Origin of the sequence: Shouchella oshimensis (genome assembly GCF_002019765.1) — a bacterium.
Classification (GTDB): domain Bacteria; phylum Bacillota; class Bacilli; order Bacillales; family Bacillaceae_D; genus Shouchella; species Shouchella oshimensis.
Map to the genome: position 1 here is coordinate 1,324,489 of NZ_KV917380.1, position 20,469 is coordinate 1,344,957.

21 protein-coding genes are annotated in these 20,469 nt (G+C 40.3%); 17 read left to right on the plus strand and 4 right to left on the minus strand.

What is annotated here, in order from left to right; translation table 11 throughout:
• The first annotated feature begins 143 nt into the window (after positions 1–143).
• The 7 genes from BK583_RS06575 (at position 144) to BK583_RS06600 (ending at position 6,230) form a co-directional block, all read left to right on the plus strand.
• On the plus strand, positions 144–1,052 hold the full coding sequence (locus tag BK583_RS06575) for a hypothetical protein (protein WP_038481940.1): 909 nt from the start codon (positions 144–146) through the stop codon (positions 1,050–1,052).
• A gap of 5 nt (positions 1,053–1,057) precedes the next feature.
• Entirely contained in the window at positions 1,058–1,819 is a 762-nt protein-coding gene (locus BK583_RS06580; protein ID WP_055736221.1) for an EcsC family protein, read from the plus strand.
• 235 nt (positions 1,820–2,054) lie between these two features.
• A complete protein-coding gene (locus tag BK583_RS06585) occupies positions 2,055–3,266 on the plus strand; it encodes an argininosuccinate synthase (RefSeq protein WP_038481934.1) in 1,212 nt (403 codons plus the stop codon).
• Positions 3,263–4,642: an argininosuccinate lyase gene (argH, locus tag BK583_RS06590; RefSeq protein WP_055736222.1), complete on the plus strand. Its 1,380-nt coding sequence runs from the start codon at positions 3,263–3,265 to the stop codon at positions 4,640–4,642. Before BK583_RS06585 ends, argH begins: the two co-directional genes overlap by 4 nt.
• Before the next feature lie 92 nt (positions 4,643–4,734).
• Positions 4,735–4,881, plus strand: a complete 147-nt coding sequence (locus BK583_RS20660) for a hypothetical protein (protein WP_158318537.1) — start codon at positions 4,735–4,737, stop codon at positions 4,879–4,881.
• A 156-nt stretch (positions 4,882–5,037) separates the two neighbouring features.
• A complete protein-coding gene (locus BK583_RS06595) occupies positions 5,038–5,805 on the plus strand; it encodes an SDR family oxidoreductase (RefSeq protein ID WP_055736223.1) in 768 nt (255 codons plus the stop codon).
• Positions 5,806–5,852: 47 nt separating this feature from the next.
• Positions 5,853–6,230 (plus strand): hypothetical protein, encoded by a 378-nt coding sequence (locus BK583_RS06600; protein ID WP_055736224.1) that lies wholly within the window; start codon positions 5,853–5,855, stop codon positions 6,228–6,230.
• A 35-nt stretch (positions 6,231–6,265) separates the two neighbouring features.
• Here the strand turns inward: BK583_RS06600 and BK583_RS06605 are convergent, their stop codons facing one another.
• Positions 6,266–7,378 (minus strand): aminopeptidase P family protein, encoded by a 1,113-nt coding sequence (locus BK583_RS06605; RefSeq protein WP_055736225.1) that lies wholly within the window; start codon positions 7,376–7,378, stop codon positions 6,266–6,268.
• A 113-nt stretch (positions 7,379–7,491) separates the two neighbouring features.
• Here BK583_RS06605 and BK583_RS06610 point away from each other — a divergent pair, with 113 nt between their 5' ends.
• The 3 genes from BK583_RS06610 (at position 7,492) to BK583_RS06620 (ending at position 9,897) form a co-directional block, all read left to right on the plus strand.
• On the plus strand, positions 7,492–8,178 hold the full coding sequence (locus tag BK583_RS06610; RefSeq protein ID WP_038481918.1) for a metal-dependent hydrolase: 687 nt from the start codon (positions 7,492–7,494) through the stop codon (positions 8,176–8,178).
• Positions 8,179–8,277: 99 nt separating this feature from the next.
• Positions 8,278–8,517, plus strand: coding sequence for a hypothetical protein (locus tag BK583_RS06615; protein ID WP_038481915.1), 240 nt, complete (start codon positions 8,278–8,280; stop codon positions 8,515–8,517).
• Between the two features lie 69 nt (positions 8,518–8,586).
• Positions 8,587–9,897, plus strand: coding sequence for a DRTGG domain-containing protein (locus tag BK583_RS06620; protein ID WP_038481912.1), 1,311 nt, complete (start codon positions 8,587–8,589; stop codon positions 9,895–9,897).
• A gap of 27 nt (positions 9,898–9,924) precedes the next feature.
• Here BK583_RS06620 and BK583_RS06625 read toward each other — a convergent pair whose 3' ends face one another.
• On the minus strand, positions 9,925–10,209 hold the full coding sequence (locus tag BK583_RS06625; protein WP_038481909.1) for a YtpI family protein: 285 nt from the start codon (positions 10,207–10,209) through the stop codon (positions 9,925–9,927).
• An 87-nt stretch (positions 10,210–10,296) separates the two neighbouring features.
• Between BK583_RS06625 and BK583_RS06630 the strand changes: the two genes are divergently transcribed.
• Positions 10,297–11,226, plus strand: a complete 930-nt coding sequence (locus BK583_RS06630) for a DHH family phosphoesterase (RefSeq protein ID WP_038481906.1) — start codon at positions 10,297–10,299, stop codon at positions 11,224–11,226.
• 4 nt (positions 11,227–11,230) lie between these two features.
• Here BK583_RS06630 and ytrI read toward each other — a convergent pair whose 3' ends face one another.
• Together ytrI and BK583_RS06640 are read right to left on the minus strand one after the other, a co-directional pair.
• Positions 11,231–11,749, minus strand: a complete 519-nt coding sequence (ytrI, locus tag BK583_RS06635; protein ID WP_038481903.1) for a sporulation membrane protein YtrI — start codon at positions 11,747–11,749, stop codon at positions 11,231–11,233.
• A complete protein-coding gene (locus BK583_RS06640; protein WP_038481900.1) occupies positions 11,749–12,084 on the minus strand; it encodes a YtrH family sporulation protein in 336 nt (111 codons plus the stop codon). The genes ytrI and BK583_RS06640 overlap by 1 nt, the downstream gene beginning before the upstream one ends.
• 114 nt (positions 12,085–12,198) lie before the next feature.
• Between BK583_RS06640 and BK583_RS06645 the strand changes: the two genes are divergently transcribed.
• The 6 genes from BK583_RS06645 to pfkA all read left to right on the plus strand — a co-directional run bounded on the left by BK583_RS06645 (position 12,199) and on the right by pfkA (position 20,449).
• The gene (locus tag BK583_RS06645; protein WP_160319285.1) at positions 12,199–15,477 is read left to right on the plus strand and encodes a DNA polymerase III subunit alpha; all 3,279 of its coding nucleotides are present in this window, start codon (positions 12,199–12,201) and stop codon (positions 15,475–15,477) included.
• 136 nt (positions 15,478–15,613) lie between these two features.
• A complete protein-coding gene (ystJ, locus tag BK583_RS06650; RefSeq protein ID WP_095151166.1) occupies positions 15,614–16,816 on the plus strand; it encodes an NADP-dependent malic enzyme in 1,203 nt (400 codons plus the stop codon).
• A 9-nt stretch (positions 16,817–16,825) separates the two neighbouring features.
• Complete coding sequence (locus tag BK583_RS06655; protein WP_038481894.1) at positions 16,826–17,485, plus strand: FadR/GntR family transcriptional regulator; 660 nt, start codon at positions 16,826–16,828, stop codon at positions 17,483–17,485.
• 23 nt (positions 17,486–17,508) lie between these two features.
• Positions 17,509–18,354, plus strand: coding sequence for an acetyl-CoA carboxylase, carboxyltransferase subunit beta (gene accD / locus BK583_RS06660; RefSeq protein WP_055736227.1), 846 nt, complete (start codon positions 17,509–17,511; stop codon positions 18,352–18,354).
• A 15-nt stretch (positions 18,355–18,369) separates the two neighbouring features.
• A complete protein-coding gene (locus tag BK583_RS06665; RefSeq protein WP_055736228.1) occupies positions 18,370–19,347 on the plus strand; it encodes an acetyl-CoA carboxylase carboxyltransferase subunit alpha in 978 nt (325 codons plus the stop codon).
• Positions 19,348–19,489: 142 nt separating this feature from the next.
• Positions 19,490–20,449: a 6-phosphofructokinase gene (gene pfkA, locus BK583_RS06670; protein WP_038481885.1), complete on the plus strand. Its 960-nt coding sequence runs from the start codon at positions 19,490–19,492 to the stop codon at positions 20,447–20,449.
• The last annotated feature ends 20 nt before the right edge of the window (positions 20,450–20,469 follow it).

A 20,469-nucleotide genomic window follows, 5' to 3' on the forward strand; every position in this document is an offset into this window, starting at 1 on the left:
AACCTAATGGGGATAGCTTTTTTTATTTTAAGAATGCCAGTTATGAATAATAGAAAATAGCTCTGGGGAGGCAGCAAGAATAGGGTAAGAACTTCTTTTGCCTTTTACACACTTCTCAGCTAAGATAATGGATGGAGGTGTTGATGATGGAAGCTGATTTTTATATGATTCGAGAACGTGAAATTAAACAGGCAGCAAATGGATCGCTTTACGCAAATTTCACGTTGCAACAACAGCATAACCTCCTCTCTGCTCGGCTGTGGGATATAACAGATGACCAGCAGCAAAAGTTTGTTCCAAAATCGGTTGTGAAAGTGGAAGGTGCCCTTGAAACCTTTCGCTCAAAGCAAATGTTAACCATAAAGAAAATTCGATTAGCAACAGAGGATGATCAAATAAATCGAACTGAACTAATCTCAAAGCCGGGGTTATCTCGGGAAGATCTATGGCATGAGCTACGGATGATGATGGATGACATTGAGTCGCCTACTTTACAACAGCTCGTTAAAGAAATATACAGTAATCGCGGAATTCGTGAGAAATTAACAACATATCCGGCTGGTAAGACGTATCATCATGCTTATTATGCAGGGTTATTAGAGCAAATTGTTGAACTTATGACGGCAGCGTTGCAGCTCCTTCCGTTGTATAAGACGATTAACGGAGACATTGTTTTAGCGGCCTGTTTATTAGGGGACATTGGAAAAATCCAAGCATTAAATGATCCACTCACCCCTGAATACACAACCGTAGGTGAGCTGATTGGCCAAGTCGTATTAAGTATTGAAATGATCAACCAAGCAGCACAGCAACAAAAAATAGATGTGCTTAATAAAGAGGTTGTACAATTAAAACACACCATTCTTGGTCAGTATGATCAAACAGAAGAAACATCCGTAAAGCCAAAAACAGCGGAAGCCATTTTGTATTTTTACTTAAAGCGCATGAATACAGAATTACGAGCTTTGGAACAAGTGAATGAAGAAGGGTTTCCATATATCCCTTTGTTTAAACGAAAAATGTTTACCCACTTTGAAGAGGAAGGAGAATAACAATCATGTCTAGTGTTGAGCAGTGGCAAAAAGAAATTGAAGAGTATGAAAAGCAGTTGTTCTTTCAATCGAAGAAAAAGAGCCCCAGTGGTAGACAGGTAATTGATGAAAGTTGGACTCACTACATGGATCCAATAGCCATTCAATTGTACCAATGGATTCAATCCGATTTCTTACAGTCAACATTCCAGTCCACTTTGCAATTAGAGCCTGATGATTCGATTGCTGTTAGGAATGAAAAGCAACATCTCTTACATAAAGAATTAGCGCGCACTCGACTACTTGCCCTTGTTCAAGGGGGGATGAGTACCCATTCGAACACAGCTTTACTAACACACCTTCCTCTCAGTCTGTATGTATCAAAAAAAGCACTTGATAAAGTCGGTCATTTCTATCAATTCACTCAAACAGGTGGGACTGCAGAAACCATTTTATCACTGCGGCTTTTCATATACAGTTTTTTACCAAAGCAGGTAAAGTACGAGGAGTGGCGATCGTTAACAAAGGATGGCATTGCTTGTGACCAAAACGAGCCTATGTATCTTGGCAAAGAAGACATGGTGTCAGAAGCTGTTGTGAAGCAGTTGTTAAAACAGATTATACGCATGTCACTGTATAAACAAATTGGGCATAGACGTGTTCCGTTTAAGCGTCTCTTACTTGGAGCATACCAAGCTTCTGTCTCTTATAAATCTATGCAATCATTAACAATGGATGCACAGTGCTTTTACAAAAAGCGTTGGCTTCATCGCTTTTCAGAGTACTAACAGCCTGTAGATTTACAGAAACGAATGGTTTAAGAAAAGGAATTAAAACTTAGAACAAAAAATCCCAAAAACCTCTTGTCAAAACAATCTATGACTGGTAAAGTAATGTATATTCATAAGTTAATTGTTTGGTTTTATACAACTGGGGCACATACCCCCGGTTCATTTTTCACCTTTGATTGTATAAAAATAATATAATGAGAATTTTTATTCATAAAAACTGGAGGAGATTTTTGTGGCGAAAGAAAAAGTAGTACTTGCATATTCAGGTGGTTTAGATACATCAGTAGCAGTAAAATGGTTAACCGATAAAGGATATGATGTGATTGCTGTTGGTCTTGATGTAGGTGAAGGGAAAGACTTAGAATTTGTGAAACAAAAAGCACTGACCGTTGGGGCTATTCAATCCTATACTATTGATGCAAAAAAAGAGTTTGCTGAGGAATTTGTTCTTCCAGCTCTCCAATCTCATGCACTCTATGAACAAAAATATCCGCTAGTATCTGCTCTTTCTCGCCCGTTAATCTCGAAAAAGCTTGTTGAAGTCGCAGAACAAACAGGTGCTTCTGCAGTGGCCCATGGATGCACTGGAAAAGGGAATGATCAAGTCCGTTTTGAAGTGTCGATTCAAGCACTTAATCCAGATTTAAAGGTACTTGCACCTGTTCGTGAGTGGGCATGGTCCCGTGATGAGGAAATTGAATATGCTAAAGCAAATAATATTCCAATTCCAATTGATTTAGATAACCCCTATTCTGTTGACCAGAACTTATGGGGGAGAAGCAACGAGTGCGGCATTTTAGAAGACCCTTGGGCGACACCACCAGAAGGCGCCTATGAATTAACAGCGCCATTAGAAAAAACACCTGATACAGCCGATACAATTGAGATTCATTTTGAGAAAGGGGTACCCGTGGCCATCGATGGTCAAGCGATGCCATTAGATGAACTGATTCTTTCTTTAAATAACCTTGCTGGTAAACATGGTGTTGGACGTATTGATCATGTGGAGAATCGTCTCGTTGGAATTAAGTCCCGTGAAGTCTACGAGTGTCCAGGTGCAATGACCCTAATTAAAGCCCATAAAGAGCTTGAAGACTTAACGTTGCCGAAGGAATTAGCTCACTTTAAGCCTGTTATTGAAAAGAAATTAACGGAATTAATTTATGAAGGTTTATGGTTTTCTAGCCTTCAGCCAGCCCTTCAAGCTTTCTTGAAAGAGTCTCAGCAGCACGTAACGGGTATTGTACGAGTGAAACTCTTTAAGGGGCATGCGATTGTAGAAGGAAGAAAATCACCTTATTCTCTTTACAATGAGAAATTAGCAACGTATACACCAGATGATGAGTTTGATCACAATGCAGCAGTTGGATTTATTTCCTTATGGGGCTTGCCAACGAAAGTACACAGTATGGTAACAAAAGAAAAAGAGGAGGTAACATCGTGAGTAAACTGTGGGGCGGAAGATTCACCAAATCAGCTGAAGAATGGGTCGATGAATTTGGCGCCTCTATTGGATTTGATAAACAATTAGTATTCGAAGACATTCAAGGCAGCATCGCACATGTGACGATGCTTGCCGCTTGTGAAATCGTCACGGAAGAAGAAAAGAATACGATTGTAGCTGGCTTACAAACGTTGAAGAAAAAAGCCGAAGAAGGAACCCTTGCCTATGAAGTTGCTCAGGAAGATATTCATTTAAATATTGAAAAGCAACTAATTGATGAGATTGGTCCTGTGGGAGGCAAGCTACACACTGGGCGTAGCCGTAATGATCAAGTGGCTACAGATATGCACCTTTACTTGTACCATGAGACAAAGACCATTATGGAAGCCATTCGTGCCATGCAAGAGTCGCTTATTCACAAGGCGCAAGAGCATGTTGAAACACTTATTCCTGGATATACACATTTACAGCGTGCTCAGCCAGTTTCATTTGCACATCATTTACTTGCTTACTTCTGGATGCTTGAGCGTGACTACAGCCGTTTCGAAGACAGTTTAAAACGTGTAAATGTGTCGCCTTTAGGTGCGGGTGCTTTAGCAGGGACAACGTTTCCGATTGATCGACATTTGACAGCAGAACTATTGGGGTTTGATGGTATTTATGAGAATAGCTTAGATGCGGTTAGTGATCGAGATTTTATTCTCGAATTTCTATCAGCTTCATCTACACTCATGATGCATTTGTCTCGTTTGTGTGAGGAAATGATTTTTTGGTCCTCTCAAGAATGCCAGTTTATAGAATTGGATGATGCGTTTGCTACAGGTTCAAGTATTATGCCACAAAAGAAGAACCCTGATATGGCAGAACTTATTCGCGGAAAAACAGGTCGAGTGTATGGGAATTTATTTTCTTTATTAACAACGCTAAAAGGGCTTCCTCTTGCTTACAACAAAGACATGCAAGAAGATAAAGAAGGCATGTTTGATACGGTAGTAACAGTGAAAGGGTCGTTGCGGATCTTTTCGGGTATGATTTCGAGTATGTCGGTAAAAACGGAGCAGATGGAAGCAGCAGTAAGTCAAGATTTCTCAAATGCAACTGAATTAGCCGATTACTTAGCGACAAAAGGAATGCCGTTTCGTGAAGCTCATGAAGTAGTAGGGAAACTTGTGTTAAAAGCAATTCAAAAAAACGTATACTTACTTGATCTAGCAATGACAGATTATACAGAGGCAAGTGCCTTATTTGATGAAGATATTTATGAAGTCTTACAACCAAAGACAGTAGTAGCTCGTCGAAATAGCGCAGGTGGTACTGGCTTCGCTCAAGTTGAAATCGCTATAGAAAAAGCAAAAGAATTGGTAAACAAAGGATAGTAGAAGGGGTTGGATTGTAAATCCAACCCCTTTTGTTTTTTCTCATAAGTTTTTGTTCTTTAAGGCATTCTATACTAAAAGGAGGTCATAAAATGGACAAACACGAAGAAAGAAAACAACAATCAGAAGAAACGCTTGTACACGATCAATTGATGGCATCTTATCAACAAGGTACAGTAGAAGATCAAGGAAAAGCAGTAAGCCAAACGAAAGAGGATCATAAAGACGACGCTAAATAAGGTCATGTCTATGTCTATTCTAATTCCGACAGAAGGACAATTTTCCATTTAGAAAAGTACCTTGTGACGACCACGCTCCCATCCTTACGAGTCCGGTCGTCTTTTTTTTTGCCTACAACCATAAAGGTAGTGTATCTTAAAAAGAGAGAACGAACGATGGTGGTGAATGAGTTGCGACATGCAATGGTAACGGCTGGAACAAAAGGGCTAGGTTTGAAAGTAACTGAATCGCTTCTGAAGTCAGGCTATCAAGTAACGGTTACATACTTAAATGACCACGAACGTGCGAAAGCGCTGCAAGAAAAATGGGGAATAGAGTATGTGCAAATTGTTCGAACAGATGTCACAAAGGGAGACGATTGTAAAGAGCTTGTCACACGTGCTCAAGCATTCGCAGGCCGGATTGATGTATGTATTCACAATGCAGGCCCCTATGTATTTGAAAAGAAGAAGCTGGTGGATTATGAAGAATCTGAGTGGAATGCTATGATTGATGGCAATTTAACGTCTTCTTTTCATCTCATGAAAGAAGTTGTGCCGATTATGAGAAAACAAAAGTTTGGGCGTATCGTATTTTATGGCTTTCAAGGTGCCAACAATGCGCCTGGTTGGATTTACCGGTCTGCTTATGCAGCTGCTAAAGTGGGGCTTGTTTCGTTAATGAAGACCATTTCAATTGAAGAGGCTGAGTACGGCATAACGGCAAATATGGTATGTCCAGGGAATATAATGGGTGAGATGAAGGAAGCAACGATTGAAGAAGCACGTCATCATAAGGATCAAAATACACCAATAGGTCGATCAGGTACAGGAGAGGATATTGCTCGAACCGTTATGTTTCTATGTGAAGATAATGCCGATATGGTCACAGGCACTGTAATTGAAGTAACTGGCGGAGTCGATGTTATCCACCGATACCGATGAATAAATACAGCAAAAACCACACACGTTAAGAAAAAAAGAGGTGTGATATGAAGCGTGTGATCGGTATGTTGCTACTTATAATGCTTAGCTTTTCTCAAGTGTCAGAGAAAGCAGTAGCGGTATCTGGAAATGAATTGATGGATGCTTTTTCGATACGAATTACTGTTGTGGAAGAGGATGTAGAATATCAATGGGAGTTTGATAATCCAAACCATTATGAGTACGAGAAAGGCACTAAAGTGTTGAAAGGTGACCATGCAAAGATCCAAGTAATAAAAATGACTTCTTTGCTCCAATTAGATCAAGATAAAACAGCAGAGCAGTATAAAAAAGTATTGAAGCCATATTATCCGCAGATGTCTAGCTTTGAGATACGATGGATGGATGCTCACAGTGAGCGTTATATATGGAGCTGGGAAAAGTAAAACAAGGGGCGTCCATAACCCCTTGTTTTTTTATATTAGTGCGCTCTTGGTGGGACATTAATAAGGTTTTTAGGAAAGATGGTTAGTGTCTCGACTCCATTATTTGTGACAACAACATCATCTTCAATTCGTACCCCTACTACCCCAGGGATATAAATACCTGGTTCAATAGTAAACGTCATGCCCTCCACAAGTACATCGACGTTGTTCTGACTCATAGAAGGAAATTCGTGTACATTTATACCGAGACCGTGTCCTAAACGATGAGTAAAATAATCGCCAAACCCAGCGTTTTCAATTACGGTTCGAGCGATCGAGTCTAATTGTCCAATAACGACATCTGGTTTAACCGCTGCAACTGCTGTTTCCTCTGCTTCTAAGACTGTATTGTAAACGAGCTGGTGCTGTTCAGGGACTTCACCATATGCCACTGTGCGTGTAATGTCGGAACAGTAGCCATTTACTACAACTCCTAAATCAAACAAAACAAATTCGCCTTCCTTTAACGCGCGTGTCCCAGGTTTACCATGTGGGGAGGCGGCATGATCACCAAACAAAACGGTGGTTTGAAATGCCATTTCCGAAATACCTTGCTTTTTTAACTCGTATTCAATTTCAGCAATAACTTCTAATTCGGTTACTCCTGTGTACAATGCTTTAATGCCGAACTCAACACCAGCATCAGCAAAAGCAGCCGCTTGTTGTAAAATTTCCAATTCATCATCAGATTTTACTAAACGCTGATTCATTAAAACGTGTTCACAATTGGAGAAGCGAATCGATTGGCCCAGTGATTCCAACGCCTTCATACGGGCGAATGTTAGTGTGCTTTCTTCTATTAAAACCGACGTTATGTTCGTTAGCTGATTTTCCTGAAGCTTCTCTTTTATCAGTTGCCATACGTCTTCATGGTCACTATAAGGAAGAATATCGCCTTGATATCCTGCTTGACGAACAAGCTCTTGTTCCATTCTTGGAATAACAAACACATAGGAATCTTGTAAGATAAAAAGTGCCATTAATCGTTCATGTGGATTGGCAAGCAATCCAGTTAAGTAAAATAAAGAGTCTTTGTTCGTAATAAAAGCAAAGTCCGCTTCTTCTTGTTTCGTATGTTGCTGTAATAGTTGCAGTCGCTCTAGGTTCATTCTTTACCTGCCTCCTCTTCTCTACTATTATAAAACATAAAAGTAGGAATGTTTAGGTTAATTCTAAACAGGCTAATAAAGAAAGGAATGAGTCTGAATTGGAGGGATAGAAAATGGAAGTAAGTTTTCATGGACATTCAGTTGTTAAAATGAAAACAAGGGGGAAAACGATCTTAATTGATCCGTTTATTACTGGAAATAGCCAAACAGATCTAACAGCACAAGACGAAAATCCTGATGTCATCTTACTTACCCACGGTCATAATGATCATGTTGGAGACACTGTGGAGATAGCTAAACGCTCTGGTGCACTTGTGGTTGCGGTAGCTGAACTTGCTACTTATATGAGTTTTCAAGGTGTAGAGTCTGTTCATCCGATGTCCATTGGTGGTGCGTATGAATTTGATTTTGGTATTGTAAAGTATACACAGGCATTTCATGGTTCTTCGTATACAGAAGAAGAAAATCAAAGAATTGTGTATACAGGAATGCCTGGTGGAATTTTGTTTAAGGCAGAAGGAAAAACCATTTATCATATGGGTGACACCGCGTTATTTAGTGACTTAAAAATGATTGGTGAACGAAATGATATTGACGTTGCCTTTGTCCCAATGGGGGATAATTTCACGATGGGCCCTGAAGATGCAGAGACAGCTGTTGAATGGATTAATCCAAAAGTAGCAGTTCCAATTCATTTCAATACCTTCCCACCTATTAAGCAAGATGCTAAGGCTTTTGTGGAGCGACTGCCTCACGGAAAAGGAAAATTTTTAGAAGCGGGTGAAACGATTCGCCTTTAAGCCATAGAGCTGAATGCAAGGACAAACTCCTTTGTATTCAGCTTTTTTTAGTCATGTTCTTCTTGTTTGTACATAAAGTAGTAGACAAGGAGGGATTCGATGAAACAACGTGGCGTAATTTGTATACTACTCGCCTGCATTATGGGGGCGTATGCTTTTGAAAATTTACCATTCAAGGAAGCTGGTTTAAGCCAAGTTTTTGCTTATTCTTGGGTCGGTTTTTGCTTGCTAGTCGTCTTAGGAAATGGACTTGCCGTTTTAAAAGCCCAGCGTTTGGAACAGAAGGAAAAACTTGCTTCTAAAGCAGCGAATCGAAAAAAGTTAAGACAGTACGGTTAAGAAGTTGCTAGGGCACTACGTCAAGTCGTATACTAAAAAGAAGTGAAATGGTGAAAGCGTGGTGCCAAGGTGACTAAACACGAGCAAATAATTGACTATATTACTCAGCTTCCCATTGGAGGCAAGATATCCGTTCGTCAAATTGCCAAAGCAATGTCTGTAAGTGAAGGAACAGCTTATCGGGCAATTAAAGAAGCTGAATCGCAGGGGCTTGTATCGACGATTGAACGAGTAGGAACGATTCGCATTGAGAAAAAGAAAAAAGAAAACATCGAGAAGCTAACCTTTGCAGAAGTTGTAAATATTGTTGATGGACAAGTTCTTGGAGGGAGATCTGGTTTACATAAAACGCTAAGTCGCTTTGTCATAGGAGCGATGAAAACAGAAGCTATGATGCGGTATGTAACGGCAGGAAACTTACTCATTGTTGGAAATCGTTATCAAGTCCATAAGATTGCCCTTGAAACAGGAGCAGCAGTGTTAATTACAGGAGGGTTCGATACGAGTTCAGATGTGATTAAGCTTGCAGATGAACTTGATTTACCGGTTATTTCGACGTCTTACGACACATTTACAGTTGCTGCAATGATTAACCGTGCGATATACGATCAACTTATTAAAAAAGAGATTGTTGTAGTAGATGATATTTTAATCCCATTAGAAAAAACGTACTATTTAACGATAGGTGAATCGGTTCAGCACTGGCAAGCATTAAATGAGCGTACAGGTCATAGTCGCTATCCGGTTGTAGACAATACCCTTAAAGTCCAAGGGATGATAGCTGCTAAAGACGTATTTGATCAATTAAAACAACAGCCGATAGAAAAAGTGATGACGCAAAACCCTATTACTGTGAATGAAAAAACATCAATCGCTGCTGTGGCCCATATTATGGTGTGGCAAGGTATTGAATTACTCCCTGTTACAGATGGACAAAAAAGGTTGATTGGTGTTGTGAGTAGACAAGATGTGTTAAAAGCTATGCAAACAACACAACGTCAGCCGCATGTAGGAGAGACCTTAGAAGAAATTGTAACAAGCAGGATGGAGCAAGTAACAGAAACGAAACAAGAGCCTGTTTATCGTATTGTTGTGAGCCCACAAATGACTGATCAACTTGGGACGGTTTCTTATGGGGTAATGACAACGATTATGATTGAAGGTGCAAGACGGACATTGCGTATGCACAAGCGTGGTGATATCGTTGTCGAAAATTTAACGCTATATTTTTTAAAGCCCATTCAAATTGACACAGAAGTAAAGGTAATACCTCGATTGCTAGAAGTCGGGAGGAAGCATGGCAAGTTTGATGTGGAGGTATACAGAGAAGGAGAGATTGTTGGGAAAGCATTATTAACAGCACAGTTGATCGAAGCTTAAAGAACTTCCCTAGTAGCCTAGGGAAGTTTAGTCAAGTTGAGCGGTATAATGTTTATGGGCGCGTGCCCCGTGAGTAGCATTGGCAATACCAAACAGTAAAAAGACGCCGCCAATAAGTAATTGAATGGCAGTGTAGTTTGACAACAGTAGTAAAATAACACTAATAGCAATTAACGTTGCGCCTAGGGCCAATTGCGCTCGAGATTCTAAAATTTTCTTTTCTAAAGAGTCTTTTAGACGGAACGCTTTTATTCGACTAAATAGATATAAAAGAAAAGCAGCAATGGCTACAATAATAAGAATTTGATTCATTACACAGGTCCTCCTATATAGACAAGCTGTTTTTATTGTACAGTGTAAAAAAAGAAAAGACTAGTTCTGATTGAAAGAGGTTATCAAATGTTTACCCATATTATTGAGAAAATTGAACAGTTTGAAACAGTCATTATTCATCGACACGTACGTCCAGATCCTGATGCATTAGGATCACAACTTGGCTTAAAAGCGATCATTAAACAAAGCTTTCCGAATAAACATGTTTATGCTGTTGGAGAAGAAGAACCATCTCTTCTGTTCTTAGGAAGAATGGATACGATTGACGACGACATGTATGACGGTGCCTTAGTCATCGTTTGTGATACGGCAAACACAGAGAGAATTAGTGACGATCGTTTTAATAGCGGAAAAATGCTGATTAAACTTGATCATCACCCGAATGAAGAGCCTTATGGAGACATTGTGCTTGTGGATACTACAGTAAGTTCAACGTCTGAATTAATTGTTGCACTACAAGAGCATTCTTCTGTTTTATCTCTGACTGAAGAAGCATCATTTCTTCTTTATTCAGGAATTGTAGGAGACACAGGTCGTTTTCGATTCCGCAATACAACAGGAGAGACGTTAAGAAGAACAGCTTTACTGCTAGATCAAGGAATTGATACTCAAACATTATTTAATCAACTTTACAAGCGAGAATTACCGCTAGTCCGTTTAGAAGGCTATATTCTACAGCATTTTGAGTTGTTTGATGGGCGTGTTGGGGTAATGAAACTGCCAAAAGCGACGCTACAATCGTTTGATGTTACATCCAACGAATCTTCTTTACTTGTCAATTGTTTCTCTGGTGTAGAGAATATTCAAATTTGGGTCTTTTTTGTAGAAGAGGACGATCGTATTCGAGTACGACTAAGATCGAAGGCTGTTGTCATTAATGGGATTGCGAAAGAACACCATGGTGGTGGTCATCCTGTAGCTGCTGGTGCAACGGCGTATTCTTGGGAGGAAGTGGAAGAAATCATTCAGAAGTTACGACAAGCAGTGAGTGTTTAAGTATTTAAGGGCTGCTCCTTTGCTCTTCGTGAATGATTTCAACATCAATTCGGAAATCTGGTAGAGCGTACGTTCTCGTAATTTTTACAGTATAGTGGTTATCATTAATTTTGTAGACTTTATTTTCAACTGCGCTCTCCATGACTTCGGTTAAACTTGCGATGGTTTCGATACTTGTCCCTTGAAGATGCTGTAGCTCTTTTAACATTTGTTGTCTTAGCTCATATACATTTAGTTGGCTTAGGTGGTAGCGTTCAGCATTTAGAATTGTGACCGACACCGTTTGAACAAGGAGCTGTCGGGCATTTTCTTCATTTTGTAGTGATAAGTCATGAATAAATTGCGCGTTCTTTGCTTGTAACTCTTCAATGATGATGTCTTTTTTACCAATTTCTCCATGAAGACGGTCGTGTTTTTGACCGTATTCGGCAATGAAAAAAGACCAGCCGATTAAGGCGCCAATCATGATGCCAGCAAAAAAACGCAGCCATCCTCGGTGCTTTGAGTAATTTGGAACGAACATTAGACTGGGTCACCTACAATCCACCTTAGCAAAATCGAGCCAGATTGTGCTCCACAAAAAGCAACCAGCAGCATGGCAAGCGTTCGATAAACATCTTCATGTACACCGCTAAATAAGCCGCTTTCTATTTTCGTAATCGCATCAAAAGAACCACCAATGGCCGCGACAATGGCCCAGATTTTTAAGCTGTTTGATAAGCTGAAAATTTCACTAAGGACTGGTTTTCCAATAAGAAAAGCACCAATTCCACCAATTAATGCACCACCAATCATTACGCCAAAAGCAATGAAGAAGTTCATGACTAAATGAGCAAGCATTTCTTTCGTTAGAAGCATTGCATTCACCACCTAGTTTTTACGTATTAATTATATATAAGGACAAACCAATACGATTATGACAATAAAAAACGAAGATTCGTTAGTAGAAGAAGATAAAGGAGAGTGATGGTGTTGAGCACCTTGCTTTCAAATATTTATAGTGAGCATAGTCTACTTCAGTCTGGGTTAACGATAAAAGCCTATGTACAACAAGCCAAACAATTAGGATATAAAAACCTTGCATTGACAGACAAACATACATTGAGTGGCGTGTATGATTTCTTAAGAGAATGTGAGAAAGTTGATATGAAACCATTGGTCGGGCTAGAGTGTACAGTCCTTGTTAAAGACGTTCGACTTACCGTACGTTTGCTTGCTAAAAACAAGCAAGGTTATCAACAATTAGTTGAACTAAGCTCTGTGATGCGGATGAGCAAGGAAAACGGAATTTCATATGAAGTTTTTCAACAGCAGACAACGGCATGCATGGTTTTATTGTCGCGCCAGTCATTTATTCAAGCAAAGGACTGGTATAAAAGGTGGCTAGCACTTACTGCACATAGTGAAGGAAGGTTAGAGATTCATGGTGCAAGCGATTATACGCTAATCGAGTTTGCAGAAGCTCATAACATTGTATGTGTGGCAGCTCCGCCTATACGATTTTTAAGGAAAGAAAACTACGATTTCTATCGTCTGCTCACTGCAATCGGTGCAGGGACTACAGTGGACCATGTTGTGCTAGAAGAAGAAACGGAAAAGGCGTACCTATTGTCGTTAACGGAACGAAGGGAACGGTTCTCAGAAGCCCTTCTGAACGAAACAGATGCGCTTGCTGACGAGATCGAGACGTTCACCCTTTTTCAAAAGCCGACAATCCCGCGTTTTGACGGTTTAGAAGAAAACGAGGCACAGGAACGACTGCAGGAAAACGCATTGAAAGGGTTTCAGCAACGTTATCAGTCAAACCCGTCCGAAGAAGCAATGGAGCGGTTGAAAAAGGAATTGGCGGTGATAAAGCAGCTTGGTTTTGCTTCGTACTTTTTAATTGTGGCTGACTTTATGGATTATGCACATCGATCTAATATCCTGACAGGTCCAGGAAGGGGCTCCTCGGCGAGCTCTATTGTTGCTTATGCATTACGTATTACAGATGTTGATCCTCTTAAGCATGGCTTACTGTTTGAACGGTTTTTAAATCCAGAGCGTATTTCGCTACCGGATATTGATATTGATTTTCCTGATTACCGCCGAGACGATGTTATTCATTACGTTCGAGAACGGTTTGGAAAAGAGCATGTGGCGCAAGTATTGACATTCGGTACGTTTGCAGGAAAAGCAGCGATTCGTGATGCAGGAAAAGCATTTGGTCTGAACAGCGGCTTTGTTGATCGTGTTGCAAAGGCGATGAATTCTGCGCTTACACTGGAAGAAGCTGAACAGCAGGGGGTATTTTCATCGTTTCAATCAACTGAGCTTGATACACTTCTTTTCTTTGCAAAGCAGTTAGAAGGCATGCTTAGACATGAATCAACTCACGCTGCTGGAGTTATTATTAGCGATCGTCCCCTTAAAGAAAAAGTAGCTCTCCAATATGGAAGTGATGAAAGGGTCCTTACACAAGCTGATATGAATAGCCTCGACGCTCTAGGCTATGTGAAATTTGATTTTCTTGGCTTAAAAAATTTAACGTTGCTCGAACGGATGCTTCGTTTAATTGAAGGAGCAACCAATCAGAAACTTAACTTACGCGACATTCCGTTTCATGACGAGAAAACGTTTCGCTTATTACAACAAGGAGAATCAACGGGTATTTTCCAATTAGAATCTGACGGAATGAGACGGGTGTTAAAGCAGTTAAAACCGTCCAGTTTCAATGATATTGTTGCAACGACTTCGTTGTATCGACCAGGCCCCATGACATTTATTAAGGACTATATTCAGAGCAAACATGAGCAGAAAAAAACATTTTCTCATCATGTTGAGATCAATCGCATTTTACAACCGACTTTTGGGGTAATTGTCTACCAAGAACAAATTATTCAATTGATTCAAATTAGTGCTGGATATAGTCTTGCTGAAGCAGATGTCTTTCGACGAGCCATTAGTAAAAAACAGCGAGAGTTAATGAATAAAGATGCTTTTGTCGAGCGTTCAATCGCAAGAGGCTATACAAAAGAGGAAGCGGAGACATTATTTGCGTTAATTGAAAAATTTTCGAATTACGGTTTTCCAAAGTCTCACGCAACGGCTTACAGTATGATCAGTTACTGGCTGGCTTATTTGCGCGTGCACTATCAAGAAGCGTTTTTTGCAGCCCTCTGTTCAGCTAATTGGCAAGATCATCAGAAGCTGTATAACTATATTTATGAAGCTAGAAAAGCAGGGGTTGAAGTGCTTCCGCCCTCTATTCAAGAGAGTCATGCTTTATTTACTGTTGAGAACAAGAGCATTCGATTTGGTCTACTTCCAATTACAATGGTCAATCGTCGTATTGTCGATCAGATTAAAAAAGCACGAACGACACCGTTTCAAGATTTCTTTACCTTTGTTGCAAAGGTGTATTCTTCAACGATTACTCAACCAGTTATAACGTCATTCATTAAAGCTGGTGCTTGTGATCATTGGGGCTATTCACGAGCAGTTTTATTAGCAAATGTAGACAAAGCCATTGCATTTGCTAAACAAATTGATGATTTTAAACAGTCAGCAGGCAGTTTGTTTACCATTAATCCTGTTACACCCGCCTATATTGATATTGAACCGTCAACAAAGATGGAAGAACTAGGTTGGGAGCGAGAGGTGCTGGGGTTTTATTTTTCTGGTCATCCTATTGAAAATGTCAAGGAGCGTCTTGCGCCTTTTCACCGAACGACACTTATTCAAGCAGAACCTTCTAGAAAAGCTATTCGAGTTGGTGTTTTAGTGAAAGCACTAAAAAAAATCACAACAAAAAAAGGGAAAGCAATGGCTTTTTTTATTGGTAGCGATGAAACGGAAGAGTGTGAATGTGTTGTTTTTCCTACTGTGTGGAAAGATGTGGAAACAGTCTTGACTGAAGGAAGTCTTGTGCTTTTAAGTGGAGTTGTAGAAGAAAGAGAAGGAAAAAAACAGTTTATTGTTCAAAAAGCCATTGATCTGAATCAACTGCCGTCCACTGAAAGCAAGCAATTTCTCCACGTTCATATTGAAAAAGAACAAGACGTGCCAACCAAATTAAGTGACTTAAAGTACATTTTAAGTCAAGACAGAGGCACAGCACCTGTTATCTTACATCGTAAAAAAAATCATACAAAAATAAAGCTGCCAGATAAATATGCCGTACAGCCGTCAAAGCGAACGATTCAGCTTTTAAAACGGTTATTTGGGGAAACGAATATCCGCTTAGAAGAACGTGAGGATGAGCAAGAATAAAAGAAGTTTCCATCAACCTATTGGCAGATGGAACGAACGTGTTTATAATAGAAGGCGAACAATAGGTGGTCTGACCAGTCAGGTTTTATATAAAGGAGAGAAAATTGTGTCTACTACGAGAGAAGAAGCGCTTCACATGCATCGTGTCAATCAAGGAAAACTAGAGTCAAAAGCGAAAGTGCCCGTTAAAGATGCGAGGGATTTAAGCTTAGCTTATTCACCAGGAGTAGCGGAGCCATGTAAAGAAATTTTTGAAGATGTTGAATCGGTTTATGAATATACGATGAAAGGTAATATGGTTGCGGTTGTGAGTAACGGGACGGCTGTACTTGGGCTAGGGAATATTGGTCCAGAAGCATCATTACCTGTTATGGAAGGGAAAGCAGTGTTATTTAAATCATTTGCTGGAGTAGACGCGTTCCCAATATGTCTACGCTCGAATGACGTGGACGAAATTGTGAATACTGTAAAAATGCTTGAGCCGACATTTGGTGGAGTGAATTTAGAAGATATAGCTGCACCAGATTGTTTTGTTATAGAAGAACGTTTGAAAAAAGAAACGAATATTCCTATTTTCCATGATGATCAGCACGGAACAGCCATTGTGACATTAGCTGGTTTAATTAACGCGCTTAAGCTAAGCGGTAAAAAACTATCAGAAATTAAAGTAGTGGCGAATGGTGCCGGTGCTGCTGGTATTGCGATTATTAAATTAATGCTTCGCATGGGTGTTCGTGACATCGTTATGTGCGACACGAAAGGCGCAATTTATGAAGGTCGTCCTTATGGAATGAACGCTGTTAAAGAACAAGTGGCAAAGCGGACAAACCCTAACAGACAAGAAGGTCAACTGGCAGACGTTATGAAGGGCGCAGATGTCTTTATTGGCGTGTCTGTTGCTGGAGCCGTTACAAAAGAAATGGTTGAAAGCATGAACGTTGATCCAATTATTTTTGCTATGGCGAATCCAATTCCTGAGATTATGCCTGAAGATGCAAAAGCAGCAGGTGCATCTGTTATCGGAACAGGTCGTTCTGATTTCCCTAACCAAGTAAATAACGTACTTGCTTTCCCTGGCATTTTCAGAGGAGCATTAGATGTACGAGCTACGCATATAAATGAAGAAATGAAAGTGGCTGCCGTTTATGCCATTGCGAACTTAGTAGACGAGAAAGACTTAACTGCAGATTATGTTATTCCTGCACCATTCGATCCTCGTGTTGCGCCAGCTGTTGCAGCGGCAGTAGCGAAAAAAGCAATGGAAACAGGGGTTTCAAGAGTGAAGGTCGATCCTGAAGAGGTTGCGGAGAAAACGAGACAATTAACGATCATCGACTAAGGAGGCGCTATGGCTACGGACAAACGCTACATTGAAATTATTCGTGCCCTTAGCGAGATGATTCAGAAAGATGACTTAAAAAGTGGCGACAAGCTACCATCAGAAAGGGAACTGAGCGACCGACTTCATGTTGGTCGCTCATCCATTCGTGAAGCTTTACGAGGCTTAGAACTTCTTGACATCATTGAGACTAAAAGAGGCGAAGGGACTTTCATGAAAGCCCCCTCCAGCTATAGACTAGTGGATTTGCTTTTATCTTTTATCTTAAAAGACGACCAAGCAAGGAAGGATTTAAGTGAGACGAGGCGAATTGTAGAGATAGAGGCGTTAAAATTAGCTGTCTTTCGAATTTCAGAAGATGAAGTAAAACAGTTAGACGAGCTTATTTCCCATTCAAAAGTGAAATGGAGTCATGGGGATTTTCCTGTAGAAGCTGATTACCAGTTTCATGAAACCATTGTTAAAGCTTGTGGAAATGTTTTACTTTATAATATCTGGAAATCGTTGGTGGCGTTTAATAAAGAAGCGATTAAAGAATCTCTTGAACGTAAGGGAAGACCGCCTGAGTCGATTAAAGAACACGAGCTAGTTGTCGAAGCAATAAAGCATGGAGAAGTAGAGAAGGCGTTAGATGCGATGAGTCATCACTTGAAAAACAGCCGTTTTTAAAGGATATAGCAAGGAGCGATCCCATGTTAAAGGATATGTTTTCTAAGAAAAAGAAACGATATGCAACAATTCCATCTGAGCGAGCAAAGATAGAAGTACCTGAAGGACTTATGACAAAATGTCCATCTTGTCGGACCATTATGTACACAAAGGATCTGAAAAAGAATTTAAGTGTATGTCGAACATGTGGACATCATCACCGGATGGGCGCTTGGGAACGAATTGAAGCGTTAATTGACGAAGGAACGTTTCAGGAAATAGATGCCGATGTGATTGGTGGTAATCCGTTAGCATTTCCTGATTACGAAAAGAAACTTGAAGCAGACCGTAAGAAAACAGGCTTAAACGAAGCATGCGTGTCAGGTGTAGGGCAATTAAATGGGCATCCTGTTGTTTTAGCTGTTATGGACCCTCAATTCCGAATGGCGAGTATGGGGGCAGCTGTCGGTGAAAAGCTTACACGCGCAATTGAAAAAGCGATTGAATTGAAGCATCCTCTCATTATTGTGGCTGCCTCTGGCGGTGCGCGAATGCAAGAGGGGATGATTAGTTTAATGCAAATGGCGAAAACAAGCGCGGCGCTTGAGAAATTAGATCGTACCGGTGGCTTGTTTATTTCAGTCATGACACACCCGACTACAGGTGGTGTTTCCGCAAGTTTTGCATCGTTAGGTGATTACAATTTTGCAGAACCGAAAGCACTTGTCGGCTTTGCTGGTAGACGCATTATTGAACAAACGATTCGTGAGGAACTTCCGGAAGACTTCCAAACTGCGGAATTTCTGTTAGAGCATGGGCAATTAGATCGAGTTATCCCGCGACTAGAAATGAAAGATACGCTGACAACAGTGTTGGCAATTCACCAGTAGGTAGGGGGAGTAAACATGACTACTGAACGAAATTTTGAAAAACCTGTACTGGAGCTTCGAACTAAAATAGAAGAGCTTCGTAAATTTGCAAAAGAAAAAGACTTAGACTTAAGTTCTGAGATTCATAAAATGGAAGTTCGTCTGCAAGAACTAGAGGAATCGGTCTATACGAATATACAACCATGGGAACGGGTGCAAATTGCTCGAGATCATGAGCGGCCAACGAGTCTTGATTATATTTCTCTTTTGTTTTCCGATTTTCTGGAACTTCACGGTGATCGACTTTTTGGCGATGATAAAGCGATTGTTGCTGGAATTGCAACGTTTGAAGATCAGCCTATTACCGTGATTGGTCACCAACGAGGAAAAGATACAAAAGAAAATATTATGCGCTATTTTGGTTCGCCTCATCCTGAGGGTTATCGAAAAGCGTTACGTTTAATGAAACAGGCAGAAAAATTCAATCGCCCGATCGTTTGTTTTATTGACACAAAAGGTGCTTATCCAGGTAAGTCAGCAGAAGAGCGCGGTCAAAGTGAGGCCATTGCAAAAAATCTACTTATGATGGCTGGATTAAATGTTCCAACGATAAGCATTGTGATAGGAGAAGGTGGAAGCGGTGGGGCACTTGCCCTCGGCGTTGCAGATCGAATTTATATGTTAGAGAACTCAACGTATTCGGTTATTTCACCAGAAGGTGCAGCAGCATTATTATGGAAAGACTCTACGCAAGCGAAGAAAGCGGCAGAGACAATGAAAATTACTGCACCTGATTTATATGAGCTTGGTGTAATCGATTCAATTATTGAAGAGCCTAAAGGCGGCGCGCAACGTAACATTGAGGAGCAGGCTGTTAGTATGAGACGTGTGCTACGTGATGCTTTAAGTGACTTAAAAGCAAAGTCTGTAGAGACGCTTTTAGAGGAACGATATGAAAAGTATATGAAAATGGGACAAATAGCTGACAAACGAGTTAAAGCAGAATCTAAATGATTTGGAAGTGCTTTCATTGATATGAAAGCATTTTTTGTAGTATGGAAACACTTGTGTTCAGTAAATCAAAGTGGTATCTTTACTTGCAGAGACTAGTTAAGACAAGCTTCGTCTGTCTTATTGTTCGTGAGGAGGAACATAATTGAAACGTATTGGTGTATTAACAAGTGGTGGCGATTCACCTGGTATGAATGCAGCGATTCGCGCAGTTGTTCGAAAAGCAATTTATCATGGAATTGAAGTGTATGGAATTTCTTATGGCTATCAAGGCTTAATTGAAGGCGATATTAAGAAAATGGAGCTCGGCTCAGTTGGAGACATTATCCACCGTGGTGGCACAATGTTATATACAGCACGATGTGAAGAATTCAAAACCCTTGAAGGACAAAAAAAGGGGATTGAACAACTTAAAAAACACGGGATTGAAGGACTTGTCGTCATTGGTGGAGATGGGTCTTATCGTGGCGCGCAAAAATTAAGCGAGCATGGATTCCCAACAGTCGGTGTCCCAGGAACGATTGACAACGATATACCAGGAACAGACTTTACCATTGGGTTCGATACAGCATTAAACACTATTATTGATGCCATTGATAAAATTCGTGACACTGCTACATCTCATGAGCGTACGTACGTTATTGAAGTAATGGGTCGACACGCAGGAGATCTTGCGCTTTGGGCAGGGCTTGCAGATGGTGCTGAGACAATCGTCATTCCCGAGGAAGAACATGACATGAATCTGATTCTTGCTAACATTAAACGGGGTGTTGAGCGAGGCAAAAAGCATAGTATTATTATTGTTGCTGAAGGTGTTGGGTCAGGCTTTGACTTTGGTGAAAAAATCAGTGCTGAAATGAATGTGGAGACACGTGTAACGGTACTAGGACATATTCAGCGCGGTGGTTCACCAACTGGAGCAGACCGAGTGCTTGCTAGCCGTTTAGCTGCAAAAGCTGTTGACTTATTATTAGAAGGAAAAGCGGGCATGACTGTAGGCATACAACGTAATGAAATTGTTTATCATTCCATTAATGATATTTTAGATCAACCACATAAAATTGACACAGATATGTACAAGCTTTCGCAAGAACTGTCGATTTAAGAAAATAGTAGGAGGAACAA